This window comes from Pseudomonas sp. Irchel s3a10 (assembly GCF_900187525.1).
GTDB classification, from domain to species: Bacteria; Pseudomonadota; Gammaproteobacteria; order Pseudomonadales; family Pseudomonadaceae; genus Aquipseudomonas; species Aquipseudomonas koreensis_G.
The window spans coordinates 260390-277159 of the sequence record NZ_FYDR01000003.1; the positions used below are offsets into that span (position 1 = coordinate 260390).

Annotated in this window: 15 protein-coding genes; 10 read left to right on the forward strand and 5 right to left on the reverse strand. The window is 60.8% G+C overall.

Annotation, left to right across the window (positions count from 1 at the left end; genetic code table 11):
* The first annotated feature begins 14 nt into the window (after window positions 1-14).
* Window positions 15-266 (forward strand): YfhL family 4Fe-4S dicluster ferredoxin, encoded by a 252-nt coding sequence (locus CKW11_RS11155; RefSeq protein ID WP_003195146.1) that lies wholly within the window; start codon window positions 15-17, stop codon window positions 264-266.
* A gap of 132 nt (window positions 267-398) precedes the next feature.
* Here CKW11_RS11155 and CKW11_RS11160 read toward each other — a convergent pair whose 3' ends face one another.
* The 3 genes from CKW11_RS11160 to CKW11_RS11170 all read right to left on the reverse strand — a co-directional run bounded on the left by CKW11_RS11160 (window position 399) and on the right by CKW11_RS11170 (window position 2429).
* Window positions 399-722, reverse strand: coding sequence for a multidrug transporter (locus CKW11_RS11160; protein WP_095137560.1), 324 nt, complete (start codon window positions 720-722; stop codon window positions 399-401).
* Window positions 723-791: 69 nt separating this feature from the next.
* Window positions 792-1604: a bifunctional DNA-formamidopyrimidine glycosylase/DNA-(apurinic or apyrimidinic site) lyase gene (gene mutM / locus CKW11_RS11165; protein WP_095137561.1), complete on the reverse strand. Its 813-nt coding sequence runs from the start codon at window positions 1602-1604 to the stop codon at window positions 792-794.
* 12 nt (window positions 1605-1616) lie between these two features.
* Complete coding sequence (locus tag CKW11_RS11170; RefSeq protein WP_171061892.1) at window positions 1617-2429, reverse strand: HDOD domain-containing protein; 813 nt, start codon at window positions 2427-2429, stop codon at window positions 1617-1619.
* A gap of 228 nt (window positions 2430-2657) precedes the next feature.
* On the opposite strand from CKW11_RS11170, the gene CKW11_RS11175 reads away from it, so the two are divergent.
* The 6 genes from CKW11_RS11175 to ilvD all read left to right on the forward strand — a co-directional run bounded on the left by CKW11_RS11175 (window position 2658) and on the right by ilvD (window position 10406).
* On the forward strand, window positions 2658-3197 hold the full coding sequence (locus tag CKW11_RS11175) for a type 1 glutamine amidotransferase domain-containing protein (RefSeq protein WP_095137562.1): 540 nt from the start codon (window positions 2658-2660) through the stop codon (window positions 3195-3197).
* 207 nt (window positions 3198-3404) lie between these two features.
* Window positions 3405-4601 carry a class I SAM-dependent rRNA methyltransferase gene (locus tag CKW11_RS11180; RefSeq protein ID WP_095137563.1) on the forward strand — a complete coding sequence of 399 codons (1197 nt, stop codon included), beginning with the start codon at window positions 3405-3407 and terminating at the stop codon, window positions 4599-4601.
* A gap of 439 nt (window positions 4602-5040) precedes the next feature.
* Window positions 5041-6114, forward strand: a complete 1074-nt coding sequence (locus tag CKW11_RS11185) for a SagB family peptide dehydrogenase (protein WP_095137815.1) — start codon at window positions 5041-5043, stop codon at window positions 6112-6114.
* A complete protein-coding gene (locus tag CKW11_RS11190; RefSeq protein WP_095137564.1) occupies window positions 6111-7085 on the forward strand; it encodes a diiron oxygenase in 975 nt (324 codons plus the stop codon). The genes CKW11_RS11185 and CKW11_RS11190 overlap by 4 nt, the downstream gene beginning before the upstream one ends.
* Window positions 7078-8307: an MFS transporter gene (locus CKW11_RS11195; RefSeq protein WP_095137565.1), complete on the forward strand. Its 1230-nt coding sequence runs from the start codon at window positions 7078-7080 to the stop codon at window positions 8305-8307. Before CKW11_RS11190 ends, CKW11_RS11195 begins: the two co-directional genes overlap by 8 nt.
* Window positions 8308-8564: 257 nt before the next feature.
* Window positions 8565-10406, forward strand: coding sequence for a dihydroxy-acid dehydratase (gene ilvD, locus CKW11_RS11200; protein ID WP_007964170.1), 1842 nt, complete (start codon window positions 8565-8567; stop codon window positions 10404-10406).
* A gap of 218 nt (window positions 10407-10624) precedes the next feature.
* Here ilvD and CKW11_RS11205 read toward each other — a convergent pair whose 3' ends face one another.
* Window positions 10625-11680, reverse strand: a complete 1056-nt coding sequence (locus tag CKW11_RS11205) for a phosphorylcholine phosphatase (protein ID WP_095137566.1) — start codon at window positions 11678-11680, stop codon at window positions 10625-10627.
* Between the two features lie 241 nt (window positions 11681-11921).
* Here CKW11_RS11205 and CKW11_RS11210 point away from each other — a divergent pair, with 241 nt between their 5' ends.
* Window positions 11922-13313 (forward strand): L-cystine transporter, encoded by a 1392-nt coding sequence (locus tag CKW11_RS11210; protein WP_095137567.1) that lies wholly within the window; start codon window positions 11922-11924, stop codon window positions 13311-13313.
* Between the two features lie 104 nt (window positions 13314-13417).
* Here the strand turns inward: CKW11_RS11210 and CKW11_RS11215 are convergent, their stop codons facing one another.
* Window positions 13418-13930 carry a dihydrofolate reductase gene (locus tag CKW11_RS11215; protein ID WP_095137568.1) on the reverse strand — a complete coding sequence of 171 codons (513 nt, stop codon included), beginning with the start codon at window positions 13928-13930 and terminating at the stop codon, window positions 13418-13420.
* 85 nt (window positions 13931-14015) lie between these two features.
* Between CKW11_RS11215 and CKW11_RS11220 the strand changes: the two genes are divergently transcribed.
* On the forward strand, window positions 14016-15389 hold the full coding sequence (locus tag CKW11_RS11220; RefSeq protein ID WP_095137569.1) for a DUF2868 domain-containing protein: 1374 nt from the start codon (window positions 14016-14018) through the stop codon (window positions 15387-15389).
* The gene (locus CKW11_RS11225; protein WP_095137570.1) at window positions 15382-16758 is read left to right on the forward strand and encodes a GTPase/DUF3482 domain-containing protein; all 1377 of its coding nucleotides are present in this window, start codon (window positions 15382-15384) and stop codon (window positions 16756-16758) included. Before CKW11_RS11220 ends, CKW11_RS11225 begins: the two co-directional genes overlap by 8 nt.
* Window positions 16759-16770: the final 12 nt, after the last annotated feature.

Consider the following 16770-nt stretch of genomic DNA (forward strand, 5'->3'; position numbering starts at 1 on the left):
CGGCTGGAGTTAGCATGTCCCTGATCATCACCGACGATTGCATCAACTGCGACGTCTGCGAACCCGAGTGCCCGAACGCCGCGATTTCCCAAGGCGAAGAGATCTACGTGATCGACCCGAACCTGTGCACCCAGTGCGTCGGCCACTACGACGAACCGCAATGCCAGCAGGTCTGCCCGGTGGATTGCATTCCGCTGGACGAGGCGCATCCGGAGACTGAAGAACAGTTGATGGAGAAATACCGCAAGATCACCGGCAAGGCCTGATCTGAACGTTTTGTAGCGCTCTTCCGGGCCTCTTCGCGAGCAAGCCCGCTCCCACATTTGAAATGCGCTCCAATGTGGGAGCGAGCTTGCTCGCGAAAGGGCCATCAGCAGCAGCGCAAAACCCTGATCAGCTCACTCACGCTGCTCAAACCCCTCCCCCGTACACCCCAGACACCGCACAAAAGCAGCTTTCGCCGGATCAACAACCAACGCCTGCCCCGCATCGCCAATCCCGCCACCCAGCGCGGTAAACGGCAATGACACTACAAACACCCCCGCACCCAGCACCGTTGCCACCACCAATAAAGGTCGGGCAATCAGCAAATCGCCAATCATGGCGTAGGCGGGAGGGTTCTGGATGGTGTAGCGCGGATCACCGCTGCCGTGCTCCGCGGCCTGAACGGCCAGGCTGGAACACAGCAGCAGTGTGGCAAAGAGGACTTGCAAGGACTTCATGGCACGATCCTTCGGGCTGAACAGTGAGACCACTCACTATAGACCGTAGGACTTATTCAGCTTTTTGCCTCAGGTCTGGCAACGTGGGCAGAACACACTGGCCCGTTGCCCCAGCTTCACTTCGCGTAGGCCGGTGCCGCAGACCTTGCAGTGCTCACCGCCACGGCCATAAACGAACAGCTCCTGCTGGAAGTACCCCGGCTGCCCGTCACCGCCGATGAAATCACGCAACGTGGTGCCGCCGCGCTCGATGGCCGCGGCGAGGATGCGTTTGATCTCGATCGCCAGCTTCAAATACCGCGCCCGGGAGATGCTCTTGGCTTCGCGGCGCGGATCGATCCCGGCGGCGAACAGCGCTTCGGTCGCGTAAATGTTGCCGACGCCAACCACGACCGCGTTATCCATGATGAACGGTTTGACCGCCATCGAACGCCCGCGCGACAGCTGGAACAGGCGCTCGCCGTCGAACAGATCGGTCAACGGCTCCGGCCCGAGGCGAATCAGCAGTTCGTGATTGAGCGGATCGGAACTCCACAGCATCGCTCCGAAGCGGCGTGGATCGGTGTAGCGCAGCGCCAGACCGGATTCCAGCTCGATATCGACGTGCTCATGCTTGAGCGCCGGCAACCCGACTTCCACCAGCCGCAAGTTGCCCGACATGCCCAAGTGGCTGATCAAAGTGCCAACTTCGGCGTTGATCAACAAATACTTGGCCCGCCGCTCGACCAGCACAATACGCTGCCCGGACAGGCGCACATCGAGGTCTTCGGGGATCGGCCAGCGCAGCCGGCGATCACGCACGATCACCCGGCTGACGCGCTGGCCTTCCAGGTGCGGAGCAATGCCCCGGCGGGTGGTTTCGACTTCCGGCAATTCAGGCATGGCGTTCTCGAATCAATGCGCGCCGAGGTCGCGGATCGTCTGTTTGAGGGTTTCGAAATCGTAGTCCGACAAGCCCACGTAATCGAGAATCAGCGGGCCGATGCTGTTCCATTCGTGGTCTTCGGTCTGGTTGCCCAGCACCCGATAAGACGCACAGATGTGCTCGGCCATCTTAAGGATCGCCAGCAGATTTTTCATCTGGCTGTTGCGCGAGGACTCGTCGCTGAAAATCGCCAGCGCATTGTGGTGATTGGCGATCGCCGTGCTGACGTGTTCCGGCAGGCGCCACGACTTGGCGGTGTAGTAGCCGACCACGGCATGGTTGGTGTTGAACTCGGCGTTCTCGGTGTCCACCACCCGGCATTCGGCGCTGGCATTGGCGTAAGCCTTTTCCAGTACCGACATGTAGTTGGGGAAGCGCTGCAGCATCAACGGCACGCCGCAGTCGTGGAACAGACCCAAGGCATAGGCTTCGTCGCCGGCCTGAGTGCCGATGCGCTTGGCCAGGGTCAGGCACGTCATCGCCACGTCCTGGGCGGTGTCCCAGAAACGGTTGAGGGTGACGATGGTGTCGTCGTTCATCTCGCCCTTGATCGACTGCGCGTTGATCAGGTTGATGATCGAACGACTGCCCAACAGGTTCACCGCACGCTGGATCGAAGTGATCTTGTTGCTCAGGCCGTAATACGGCGAATTGACGATTTTCAGCAGAGAACCGGACAGGCCGGGATCCTGGGCGATCAGCTTGGCGATCACCTCCAGATCCGGGTCGGGCATGTACTGCTCCATCTGCAGATCCACCATGATCTGCGGCTGCGCGGGCACGCTGATGCCTTGCAGGGATTGTTGAATCTGTTCGGTGGTCAGCTCTTGGGACATAAGTACACACTCTGGGACAGGCGGCGATTCTAACCTCTAAAAACCGCGGGACGACACACCAGTGGGCAATTGTCAGGAACTTTCATTCACGCTCAAGCTTCGGAATCTGTAATGCCCATGGGATGACTCAGCTCCCGTGCGGCGGCAAACGTCCACAGACTCAGGAGCTTAGCGATGGCCACTACTCTCAACGGCAAACGCGTCGCCATTTTGGTTACAGACGGTTTCGAACAGGTCGAATTGACCGGCCCCAAGCAAGCACTGGAGCAGGCCGGCGCCCAGGTCGACATCCTTTCGGCCGAGGCCGGCAAGGTCAAAGGCTGGAACCACGACAAACCGGCAGATGACTTCAAGGTCGATCAGACCTTTCAAGGCGCCAGTAGCGAGCAGTACGACGCGATCGTCTTACCGGGCGGCGTGCAGAACTCCGACACCATCCGCATCGACCAGGACGCCCAGCATCTGGTCAAGACCGGCGCTTCGGCCGGCAAACCGATTGCAGTGATCTGCCATGGCGGCTGGTTGCTGATTTCCGCCGGGCTGGTCAACGGCAAGACCATGACCAGTTTCAAGACCCTCAAGGATGACCTGGTGAATGCCGGCGCCAACTGGGTGGATAAAGAAGTGGTCAAGGACGGTCACCTGATCAGCAGCCGCCAGCCGGACGATATTCCAGCGTTCAACAAAGAACTGATCGACGCGCTGTCGGCCTGACGCGCCTCTGTGGCGAGGGAGCTTGCTCCCGCTCGGCTGCGCAGCAGTCGCAAGCCCTGCCAACCGGTTCTTCCTGATGAATCGAGTGGCATGAATTGGGGCCGCTTCGCAGCCCGGCGGGAGCAAGCTCCCTCGCCACATGTCCAGCGCTGAACCTGCACACGCATCAACACGGTATACTCCCGCTCTTTTTTCCGGAGCGACGTCATGTCCCTGCCTAGCCTGCGCCTCAAAGCCAACGCCGACCGTCGCCTGCGCAACGGCCACTTGTGGGTCTACAGCAACGAAATCGATGTGGCCGCCACGCCACTGCACGGCTTCAAGGCCGGCGATCAGGCGATCCTCGAAGCCGCCGGCGGCAAGCCGCTGGGCATCGTCGCGATGAGCCCGAACAACCTGATCTGCGCACGCCTGTTGTCGCGCGACATCAAGCTGGCGCTGGACAAGTCGCTGCTGGTGCACCGTCTCAACGTGGCCCTGTCGCTGCGCGAGCGCCTGTTCGACAAACCGTTCTACCGCCTGGTCTACGGCGACTCCGATCTGCTGCCGGGTCTGGTGGTTGACCGTTTCGGCGACATCCTCGTGGTGCAGATCGCCTCGGCGACCATGGAAGCGCATAAAGATGACGTGATCGCTGCACTGACCCAAGTGCTCAAGCCAAGCGGCATTCTGTTCAAGAACGATTCCGCCGCTCGTGATGCCGAAGGCCTCAACCGTTACGTCGAAACCGTGTTCGGCCTGGTGCCGGAGTGGGTCGCCCTGGAAGAGAACGGCGTGAAATTCGAAGCACCGGTCGTTGGCGGCCAGAAAACCGGCTGGTTCTACGACCACCGCATGAACCGCGCCCGTCTGGCCCCCTACGCCAAAGGCAAACGCGTCCTCGACCTCTATAGCTACATCGGTGGCTGGGGCGTGCAGGCTGCGGCGTTCGGCGCCAGCGAAGTCTTCTGCGTCGACGCATCGGGCTTCGCCCTCGACGGCGTCGAGCGTAACGCCGCGCTGAACGGCTTCGCCGACAAGATGACCTGCATCGAAGGCGACGTCTTCGAAGCGCTGAAGGAACTCAAGGCCAGCGAAGAGCGTTTCGACGTGATCGTTGCCGACCCGCCAGCGTTCATCAAGCGCAAGAAAGACATGAAGAACGGTGAAGGCGCCTACCGTCGCCTGAACGAGCAAGCCATGCGCCTGCTGACCAAGGACGGCATTCTGGTCAGCGCTTCGTGCTCCATGCACCTGCCAGAGGACGATCTGCAGAACATCCTGCTGACCAGCGCCCGTCACCTGGACCGCAACATCCAGATGCTTGAGCGCGGCGGTCAGGGCCCGGATCACCCGGTACACCCGGCCATCGCCGAGACTCGCTACATCAAGAGCATCACCTGCCGCCTGCTGCCTAACAGCTGATCGGCCCATGAAACGGGGAGCCTGCGGGCTTCCCGTTGGCTTTAAGGCGATGCAATGTCGTCGAATTCCCTGCTTCTGTCCTACAACTAACTTCCTACATGTATGCAGGACATTTCCCTGCCCATTACATTTCAAGAATTAATACTTACAAACCCGCCTTTGCAGCACGCCCACTCCGACAAAATTAATAGAAATTTCCTACCCAAGTATCGCTTGCCAATAATTCATTACAACCTATTATTAAGTTGTCACCACGACGGTGACATTCACTCTCAATGAACAAGGAGTTCATACTTATGAAAGCAATTACTCTGGAAACCAACAAAATCGCAAACCTGGCCTTCCTGGTTGCGCCTAAAGCCCGCTAAGTGAGCCAGAACGTTGGGGAGTGCCGGCACCCCAGCGTTCTTTCGACTATTTCCAGAGCGATGAATACAACATGCACATCAATCCTTATTTATTCATATTGCCGCGCACACCCGGACAAATAGTCTGGAACTATAAAGATCACACTCAGCATGAACTGGACCTAACTTACTCTTGCAGACTTGCACAACTTATCAATAATCCGGAACAGTTCGACAGACGCAACATCATAGACTCACAACTTCTGAATGCAGGCATATTAACCGTTGCAAAAATAGACAGTCCGCCATGGGGCTGGGATGAATTATCGAAGATTTATCATATCGGCACCCAGAACATTCCCTGTGAACAGACACCCCAGAATATTCACGAGTGGTCCAGGCAATACCTGAACCATTGCAGCGCCGTGCTGACCACGCCGGCACCCACACAAGATCGGCCGACACCTCAAGACGAACCTCGAATCGCCCTGCCCGCCTCTGCGGCCCTGACCGTCGCCAGCCTGGGTAATGTCCTGCGTCTGAGAAAAACCTGTCGCTCCTTTACTGGCGCAGCGATCACGCTCGGCGACGTCGGCACATTGATGTATCTCTCGCTGGGTTTTCTTCGCCATCGCGACAATGACCGCGACGAGAGCATTGCCGAAGGCCTCGGCGCCCGTCGCAGCAGTCCGTCGGGTGGCGGGTTGAATGCCTGTGAAGGGTTTCTCCTGGCACGCAATATCGAGGGCCTGGAACCGGGCATTTATGCCTATCACCCGGCAGAACATGCACTCAGCCGGGTCAATCCATTGCCCGAACCCGCGCTCGGCCATTTGCTGGCGGGTCAGCACTTCATCAACAACCTGCCGCTGGGTCTGTTCATCACCGCTCGTTTCGACAAGCTCTGGTGGAAGTATGAACACTCGCGCGCTTATCGCATGGCGTTCGTCGAGGCGGGTCACCTGTCGCAGACCTTTCAACTGGTGGCCACGGCGCTGGGCCTGGGAACGTGGCTGACCGGGGCATTCGCCGACCGCCAGGTCGAAGCCCTGCTCAAACTCGAAGGCAGCGCTGAACAACCGTTGTTCTTTGTCGGCTGCGGCGCCAGCGACGGTCAGGCGATGTGTCAGGAAATGCGCGACCTGTTGCAGGAGACGCGCAAATGAGCGCATCAACCGTGGATCAGCCCGAAGCAGAGTCCTGGGCGCTTCGATTCACCCTCGGCGACTGGAACAACCACGCCTCGGTACGCACCAGCCGGCACGATTACCAGTTGCCGGCAGACCTGCAGCTGCAACTGCAAACCCGCTTCTGGTTTCCGCCGGCATTCCTGCCGTATCTGTCCCACCCGGCCATCGAAGCCGCAGGCAGCAGGGTCATGCATCGGCTGGCAGCCAACCACCTGGTGCACTTTCTCGATTACACCACGCTGCTTGAACACCGTATCGTCAACCGCGCCGTGGAAACCATCGTCCACGGCGAGTTGCCCGCGTACATTCCGTCAAGGATGAAAACCGCCGCGCTGCAGCTCTATACCGACGAGGGTTATCACGCGCTGTTCTCCCATCATCTGGCCGAACAGATCGCCGAACTGCATGGTTTCACCGGTCGTCCACAGATGCCGCTGCGCATCACCCGCCTGACCGGTCAGATCGCCCGAACGCCGGAGAGCAAGCGCCCACTGGCATGGTTTCTGCTCGGCTTCGTCTCGGAAACCATCATCGCCCGGGAGTTGCTGGATGTGTGTCGGGAAACGCTGGTCAGCAGCGTTAACGACATGTTGCGCGACCACCTCGCTGACGAAGCGCGCCATAGCCGGTTTTTTTCCGAAGTCTTCCACTACCTCTGGTTGACCCTGAACAGCCGCCAGCGCGCCTTCGCGGCCAGAACCTTGCTGGAGACCCTGGCAACCTTCTTCGAGGTTGACGAGCAATGGCTGCACCAAAGCCTGCGCCGCGCCGGCATTGCCGAAGGCGCGATCAGGGAAATACTCGACAGTCTGACCAACGAACAGGCCAGCCGCCAGCGTGCCCGATCCGGAGCCACGGCCACGCTTGCCGCACTCGAAAGAGCCGGATTTTTCGCGCTACCCAATAACCGCAAACTTTTCGCCAAGGCAGGATTGATCGATGCTTGAAGGAAGAACGGTGGCAACTACCCGACAACGACGCGGGGCGGTAAGTCTGCTTTTGGCCATGGTGCTGCTGGGAGTGTTTCCGCTGGATGTCCTGCTGCCGTCATTCCCGGCGCTGGCCGAACACTTCGCCAGCACCCCGACTGACATCGCGCTGTCGATCAGCCTGTTCGCGGTGGGCATTGCCTTTGCCCAACTGCTGATCGGGCCGTTGTCCGATGTTATCGGGCGCAAGGGCTTGTTGCTCGCTGGCATGGCTGTCTCGATCCTCGGCGCCATCGGTTGCGTAATGACCAGTGACTACATGCTGTTCATGGCCTTTCGCATCGTGCAGGCCATCGGCTGTGGCTGTTTCGTCCTGTCACAGGCGCTGGTGCAGGATCTGTTCGAAGGCAAAGAGCGCGATCGCCTGCGGATCCTGATGGTGACCGCCACCGGGATCTTCATCTCCATATCACCGCTGGCCGGCACCTTTCTGCAAGCGACCCTGGGCTGGCGCGGCAGCTTCTGGCTGTTCATCGCTTTGGCGGCAGTGGTGTTGCTCAAGGCCTGGCTGTTTCTGGACAGCAGTCGGGTCGCCCGAGGTACATCGATCCATTTTCTCAAGGCTTACCAGCGGGTGCTGGGGGATTTCGACTTTGTTGGCTACTGGCTGATTTCAGCTTTCGCGTTCGCCTGTCACTTTTCGTTCATCGTCATTTCGCCACTGATCTTCATGGATCAATTGCAGCTGTCAGCCTATGACTTCTCACTGATCCTGCTGATCTACGGTGCGGCCTATGTGACCGGCGGGATTGCCGCCACGCTATTGAGCCGGCGCATCAGTTCTGCGCAACAGATCGTGGCCGGGTTGAGCCTGATCCTGCTGGCGGGGCTGGTGATGCTACTCCTGTCGCAGTACTTCGCGCTCTCGCCCGCCACGGTACTGATCCCGATGCTGATCTGCACCGCCGGCACCACCATTGCGCGCCCGGCCGCCACCTCACGCGCCATGGGCATGTTCCCGGAGAACGCCGGTACTTCGGCCTCGGCCGGTAGCACGATCATCTTCATTTGCGGCGGGTTGATCAGTGCGCTGATCAGCCTGAGTCCAGGCAACCTGCAAGCCACGCTCGGTTACTGTTTTGTCCTGCTCAGCGGCATCGCACTGGCGTTGAACAAACGGATCAGCCGCCGCGCCAGCTTCATCGAGAATGGCGCCGTCACGCCCTCTGGCAGCGATTGAGCCTGCCGATCGTCATGCCATACGCACCGTCGGCACTGGAACAACGCTTTGCGCCATTCCCTCCAGACGCCAGCGGTGTAGAATCGGCTGATTCATCGCCATTCATCCCCCGGCGGGTTTATGAGCTCAGGCTGAGGCAAGCGGCGATCCCGCAAAGTCATCGGCAACATCCAGGACACACGGCTATTTCTGAGTGTTCCAGACGTCAATAGAAGCTCACTCCCTTTTGATACCTGATTAGCCGCCCGGAGTGCTCCATGCCAGATTACCGCTCGAAAACATCCACCCACGGCCGCAACATGGCCGGCGCCCGCGCACTGTGGCGCGCCACCGGGATGAAAGATGACGACTTCAAGAAGCCGATCATCGCCATTGCCAACTCTTTCACCCAGTTCGTGCCGGGCCACGTGCACCTCAAAGACCTCGGTCAACTGGTTGCCCGGGAAATCGAGCGCGCGGGTGGCGTAGCGAAAGAATTCAACACCATCGCCGTGGACGACGGCATCGCCATGGGCCACGACGGCATGCTCTATTCGCTGCCGAGCCGCGAGATCATCGCCGACTCCGTCGAGTACATGGTCAACGCCCACTGCGCCGACGCCATCGTCTGCATCTCCAACTGCGACAAGATCACCCCGGGCATGTTGATGGCCGCTCTGCGCCTGAACATTCCGGTGATCTTCGTTTCCGGCGGCCCGATGGAAGCCGGCAAGACCAAACTCGCTTCCCACGGCCTCGACCTCGTCGACGCCATGGTGATCGCCGCCGACTCCAGCGCTTCTGACGAGAAGGTTGCCGAGTACGAGCGCAGCGCCTGTCCGACCTGCGGTTCGTGCTCCGGCATGTTCACCGCCAACTCGATGAACTGCCTGACTGAAGCCCTCGGTCTCGCACTGCCGGGCAACGGTTCGACCCTCGCCACCCACAGCGACCGCGAACAACTGTTCCTGCAGGCCGGCCGCACCATCGTCGAGCTGTGCAAGCGTTACTACGGCGAGAACGACGAGTCCGTGCTGCCGCGCAACATCGCCAACTTCAAGGCGTTCGAGAACGCGATGATGCTCGACATCGCCATGGGCGGTTCGACCAACACCATCCTGCACTTGCTGGCTGCCGCCCAGGAAGCCGAGATCGATTTCGACCTGCGCGACATCGACCGTCTCTCGCGCAGCGTGCCGCAACTGTGCAAGGTCGCGCCGAACATCCAGAAGTACCACATGGAAGACGTGCACCGCGCTGGCGGCATCTTCAGCATCCTCGGTTCCCTTGCCCGTGGCGGCCTGCTGCACACCGACCTGCCGACCGTGCACAGCCGCAGCATGGAAGAAGCCATCGCCAAGTGGGACATCACCCAGACGACCGACGAAGCCGTGCATCACTTCTTCAAGGCCGGCCCGGCGGGCATCCCGACCCAGACCGCGTTCAGCCAGTCGACCCGTTGGGAAACCCTCGACGACGACCGTGAAAACGGCTGCATCCGCAGCTTCGAGCACGCCTATTCGAAAGAAGGCGGCCTGGCCGTGCTGTACGGCAACATCGCCCTCGACGGCTGCGTGGTGAAAACCGCCGGCGTCGACGAGTCGATCCACGTCTTCGAAGGCAACGCGAAGATCTTCGAAAGCCAGGACAGTGCGGTGCGCGGCATCCTCGCCGACGAAGTGAAGGAAGGCGACATCGTCATCATTCGCTACGAAGGCCCGAAAGGCGGCCCGGGCATGCAGGAAATGCTCTACCCGACGTCGTACCTGAAGTCCAAAGGTCTGGGCAAAGCCTGTGCGCTGCTCACCGACGGGCGCTTCTCCGGCGGTACTTCCGGTCTGTCGATCGGCCACGCTTCGCCAGAGGCTGCGGCCGGTGGCGCGATCGGTTTGGTGCAGGACGGCGACAAAGTGCTGATCGACATTCCGAACCGCTCGATCAACCTGTTGGTCAGCGATGAAGAACTGGCTGCACGCCGGGTCGAGCAGGACAAGAAAGGCTGGAAACCGGTCGAGCAGCGTCCACGCAAAGTGACCACCGCCCTGAAGGCCTACGCTTTGCTGGCGACCAGCGCCGACAAGGGTGCGGTGCGTAACAAGGCAATGCTCGACGGGCTGTAAGTTTTAGCCGCCGAATAAAAATGCCCCGCCAAGTGCGGGGCATTTTTTTGCCTGATCCAAAAACAATGAAGATCAAAACTGTGGGAGCGGGCATGCTCGCGAAAGCGGTCTACCGGTCAAAAAATCTCTCGCCTGACACTCCCTCTTCGCGAGCAAGCCCGCTCCCACAGGGGGCTGTCAGTGCATCCAGAATCTGCGCTCCTACAAGGATTGTGGGCTTACTGGATTTCCTCGGGTTTAACGATCACCCAGTTCTTGTCCGCCGTCACCGGCAAACTTTCCTTGGCCTGCGCTGCCGCGTGCTTGGCCATCATGCCGTTGAGCTGGGTCATGTACTTGTCCTTGCGGTTGATCCACAAGTGAATACCGCCCTTGGCCACGTCGACATCGTGGAACAGCATGTAGCCATCACTGGTTGGGGTGTCGCCACCGACCAGAACCGGTTTTTTCCACTCATCGATGTAGGTCAGGATCGCCGCATGCTTGCCGGCCATCCAGGTTGCCGGGGTCCACAGGTACGGCGTCAACTCCAGACCGAGGTTGGCCTTCTCGTCATATTTGCCGGCGGTGATCTGCTTGCGCGCGGTGGTCAGTTCGCCAGTCTTCGGATCCTTGAGCAACAGCGACACGCCGATCACGTTCTGCGGTTTGACGTTGTAGCCGTACTTCGGATCAGCCGCGACCATGCGCACCAGTTCTTCGGAAGCGGCGGTCATCACGTAGACCTCGATGCCGTTCTCCATCAGCTTGTTGTACAGCTCTTGCTGGCCGGTGAAGATCTTCGGCGGGTTGACGTCGAGCTTCTTCACCACATCGCCTTCGTAATAGGTCGCCGGCACCGGTTTGCCCGACGCCATCAGCTCATCGACGTAGCCCTTGAGTTCCTTGAGAGTGAAGCCGGAGAACACTTGCGCCACCCACGGGTAGCAGACCATGTCGTCGACTTCGCACAGGCGATAGTAGTAACTGAACAGGCTTTCCTTGTGGTCGGCTGTGTCCTTGAACGGCATCAGTTTCAGGGAGGGATCGAGTTTGTCGCGGGTGATCAGGCCCTTGTTTTCCATGAACGGCAGCAAGGACTCTTCGAGGTCATAGCGGTAACTGGTGTTGTCCATGTCAAACACGGCGTAGTTACCCTTGTTGGCATTGGCCGCAATCATCGCGTCCAGTGCCTTGGCCTGATCCGCCGGCCAGTGCTTCAGGTCGGTGGCGAATGCCTGAGCGGCCAAGCCCAATCCAAGAACCACAGCGAGCATTTTCGGTGCGAATTTCATCGGCGTTTTCTCCCTGACTGAAAGACATCGACGCTAACAAATAAGTGTGACACTCCTCGTCTGTCAGCGACCGCTTACGTCTCCTCAACGCCAGTTGCATTGCCGAGAGCGACAAGCGCTTATTCCAAAAACGACGGACGACCTGCGATTTCGGTATTAATTCATTGGAAATCAAACTGTTAGGCTTGCCGGTTCGCAGTTGCCCCAGAAGGCGACTGGCACAAGTCTTATCGGAGTCTTCATGAATCTGCCGCTGATCCTCAATCTGCTGGTGTTCCTCGCCCTGCTCTTCGGTCTGGCGCAAACCCGCCACACGACGTGGAGCCTGGCGAAAAAAGTCCTGCTCGCGCTGGTGCTCGGCGTAGCCTTCGGTGTTGCCCTGCACACCGTTTACGGTGCCGGCAACCCGGTACTGAAAGCCTCGATCGGCTGGTTCGATCTGGTCGGCAACGGCTACGTGCAGTTGCTGCAAATGATCGTGATCCCGCTGGTGTTCGCCTCGATCCTCAGCGCGGTCGCGCGTCTGCACAACGCCTCGTCGCTGGGCAAGATCAGTTTCCTGACCATCGGCACCCTGCTGTTCACCACCGCGATTGCGGCGCTGATCGGCATTGGCCTGACCAACCTGTTCGGCCTCACCGCCGAAGGCCTGGTGGCCGGTACTCAGGAAATGGCCCGCCTGCAAACCATTCAGACCGACTACGCCGGCAAGGTCGCCGACCTGAATGTGCCGCAGTTGCTGCTGTCATTCATCCCGCAGAACCCGTTCGCCGACCTGGCGCGGGCCAAGCCGACTTCGATCATCAGCGTGGTGATCTTCGCTGCATTCCTGGGTGTCGCAGCGCTGCAACTGCTCAAGGATGACGTCGAAAAAGGTCAGAAAGTGATCAACGCCATCGACACCCTGCAAGCCTGGGTGATGCGTCTGGTGCGTCTGGTGATGAAGCTGACCCCCTACGGCGTATTGGCGCTGATGACCAAAGTGGTGGCCGGTTCCAACCTGCAGGACATCATCAAGCTCGGCAGTTTCGTCGTGGTCTCGTACCTCGGCCTGGGCCTGATGTTCGTGGTGCACGGCCTGCTGGTGTCGGCGGCCGGGATCAATCCGCTGCGTTTCTTCCGCAAGATCTGGCCAGTGCTGACGTTCGCGTTCACCAGCCGCTCCAGCGCCGCGAGCATTCCGCTGAGCATCGAAGCGCAGACACGTCGCCTGGGTATTCCGCAATCGATCGCCAGTTTCGCCGCCTCGTTCGGTGCGACCATCGGCCAGAACGGTTGCGCCGGTCTGTACCCGGCGATGTTGGCGGTGATGGTTGCGCCAACCGTAGGCATCAACCCGCTGGATCCGCTGTGGATCGCGACACTGGTGGCGATTGTCACGCTGAGCTCGGCCGGTGTGGCCGGTGTTGGCGGCGGCGCGACGTTCGCGGCACTGATCGTGCTGCCGGCGATGGGCTTGCCAGTGTCACTGGTGGCGCTGCTGATTTCGGTTGAGCCGCTGATCGACATGGGTCGTACGGCGTTGAACGTAAGTGGTTCGATCACCGCCGGTGCGATTACCAGTCAGGTGATGCAGCAGACGGATAAAGCGCTGCTGGATACCGATGAGCATGCGGAGCTTGCTCAGGCTTAAATTCTTCTTTGCCTGACCTGCCCTCTTCGCGAGCAAGCCCGCTCCCACACTGGATCTGTGATCGACACAAATCCAATGTGGGAGCGGGCTTGCTCGCGAAGCGCTTAAGCTTTTTCCCAGACTTCGAAGTTGTACGCGGGCTTGTCGCCCTCAGCCGGATTCGGCACATTCGACACCAGTGTCCACTGATTCAGATCGAACTCCGGAAACCACGCATCGCCTTCCGGGCTCAGCGCCACTCGGGTCAGATACAGACGATCGGCCTGCGCCAGCCCTTGCGCATACAACTGCGCACCGCCAATCAGCATCAACTCATCGACGCCCTGCTCTTTTGCCCATTCCTCGGCGCGAACCACTGCAGCTTCCAGCGACGGATATACCTCCGCACCTTCCAGCAGCAGATCTGGCTGACGGCTGACCACGATGTTCAAGCGGCCCGGCAGCGGCCGACCAAGGGAGTCCCAGGTCTTGCGACCCATGATGATCGGCTTGCCGAGGGTCGTGGCCTTGAAGTATTTGAAGTCCCCCGGCAGGTGCCAGGGCATGCTGTTGTCGACGCCGATCACACGGTTTTCACCGAGGGCTGCGATCAGGCTGAGGGGGAGTGATTTAGTCATATCGGCGAGGATACCAGAGCCTCGCTTGACCCGATAAGCGCCACAGCGGTTATGCTCTCTGCTCAATTGAGCAACGGAATGGCGCGTGACTGAACTGACTCCACTGCAAACCCTCTGGCTGACCGAAACCATCCGCCTGCGCGAAGAACACGCAGGTCCCCTGGAAGATCTGGAAGCCAATCGTCTGGCCCGCGCGGCCGGCGGCGATCTGCCGGGCCGTATTCAGCGCCGCGCCGTGTGGCTGGCCGAGCGCGACGGGCTGAGCGCAGCACTCAGGCACTGGCTGCAAGGCGCGCGTCTGGCGCTGGTGCTGCTGGTGATTTTCGCGCTGCTGAGCGGCGCCGGCCTGGCCTTCGCCGCGCTGAGCCAGACACCGGTCAATGTGTTCTGGGCCTTGGGCAGTCTGCTCGGGCTGAACCTTCTTCTGCTGCTGAGCTGGGCGCTGGGGCTGATCTTCGCCGGTGAACACGGCGCCGCCCTCGGCCGCTTGTGGCTGTGGCTCAGTGAAAAACTCGCTCGCGATGTCAAAGCCGCGCAACTGGCGCCGGCCCTGCTGCTGATGCTGCAACGCAAGAAACTCAATCGCTGGGCCCTCGGCACATTGGTCAATGGCCTGTGGTTGCTGGCGATGCTCAGCGCCCTGCTGTTGCTGCTGACACTGATGGCGACCCGGCGCTACGGCTTCGTCTGGGAAACCACCATTCTCGGCGCCGACACGTTCATCAACCTGACTCAAGGCCTCGGCGCGCTGCCGGCGCTGCTCGGTTTCAACGTACCAACGGTGGAGATGATCCGCGCCAGCGGCGGTGCTGCGCTGGATATCGAAAGCGCACGCCAGGCCTGGGCGACCTGGCTGGTCGGGGTGCTGGTGGTCTACGGCGTACTGCCGCGTCTGCTGCTGGCACTGTTGTGCTTCTGGCGCTGGAGTCGCGGCAAAGCCGCGCTGACGCTGGACTTGAAACTGCCCGGTTACGCCCAGTTGCGTGAACGGCTGATGCCGACCAGCGAACGCCTCGGCGTCAACGACCCTGAGCCTGCGCAACTGCATCGGGTCGAAAGCAGCGTCAGCGAACAGGCCAGCGAGGGCGCCTTGTTGGTCGCCATCGAACTCGACGACCAGCGCCCATGGCCGCCAGCGTTGCCGAAAACCGTGAGCAACGCCGGGATCCTCGACAGCCGCGAATCACGGCACAAACTGCTCGAACAACTCAGCCGCTTCCCCCCGGCGCGCCTGCTGATTGCCTGCGATCCACGGCGTTCGCCGGATCGCGGCAGCCTCGCGCTGATCGCCGAACTGGCGCGCAACGCCAGCGCCACACGGGTCTGGCTGCTGCAAGCACCGTCCGGCGAAGCGCTGGACAGCGCCCGCCTCGGCGACTGGCACGTGGCTCTGCAACAACTGGAGCTGCCGTTCGCCGATTGCGCGCCAATGAATTGGCTGGAGACCGGTCATGACTGATGCCCGCAAAGCCCCACTGAAACTCGCGGTGGTCGGCCACACCAACGTCGGCAAGACTTCGCTGCTGCGCACCCTGACCCGCGACGTCGGTTTCGGCGAAGTCTCGCACCGACCGAGCACCACCCGACATGTCGAGGGGGCGCGGCTGTCGGTGGACGGCGAGCCGCTGCTCGATCTTTACGACACGCCGGGGCTGGAAGATGCCATCGCCCTGCTGGATTTCCTCGAACGTCTGGAGCGTCCAGGCGAACGTCTCGACGGCCCGGCGCGACTGGCGCGGTTTCTCGACGGCAGCGAAGCGCGCCAGCGTTTCGAACAAGAGGCAAAAGTGCTGCGGCAACTGCTCGCCTCCGATGCCGGACTCTATGTGATCGACGCCCGCGAACCGGTGCTGGCCAAGTACCGCGACGAACTCGAAGTACTCGCCAGTTGCGGCAAACCACTGCTGCCGGTGCTGAATTTCGTTAGCAGCGCCAGCCATCGCGAGCCGGACTGGCGCGAAGCGTTGGCGCGGCTCGGCCTGCATGCGTTGGTGCGGTTCGACAGCGTTGCGCCGCCGGAAGATGGCGAGCGGCGCCTGTACGAAAGCCTCGCGCTGCTGCTGGAAAACGCCCGTCCGCAACTGGAACGCTTGATCGCCGATCAACAGGCCCAGCGCCTGGCGCGCCAGCAAAGTGCGGCGCGCTTGATCGCTGAGCTGCTGATCGATTGTGCAGCGTGCCGGCGCAGTGTGGTCAGCGATGCCGAGCAGGAGCAGCAAGCAATCAGCGAACTGCGCAAAGCCGTGCGTCAGCGTGAACAGAGGTGCGTCGAGGCGTTGCTCAAGCTCTATGCGTTTCGCCCGCAAGACGCGGCGGCCAGTGATTTGCCGTTGCTCGACGGGCGTTGGGGCGATGACTTGTTCAACCCGGAAACCTTGAAGCAACTCGGCGTGCGTGTGGGCGGCGGGATTGCGGCCGGTGCGGCGGCCGGGGCTGGCGTGGATCTGCTGGTCGGCGGGATCACCCTCGGTGCTGCAGCATTGGCCGGTGCGATTGCCGGTGGCGCGCTGCAAACGGCGCGCAGTTATGGCAGCCGTCTGCTCGGCAAGATCAAGGGCCAGCGAGAGTTGACCGTGGATGATGGGGTGCTGCGGCTGCTGGCGTTGCGTCAGCGGCAACTGTTGCTGGCCCTCGATAAGCGCGGACATGCGGCGATGGACGCGGTCCAGGTCGCCACCCCACAGGACAAGACCTGGCGCGAGGGCAAGTTGCCGGATGCGCTGAGCAAGGCGCGGGCGCATCCGCAGTGGTCTTCACTCAATCCGCATGCGAAGTTGAATCAGGCGGAGCGGCAGGAGCAGATTGAGACGTTGTCGCTGCAGCTCTGACTCAACCGATCT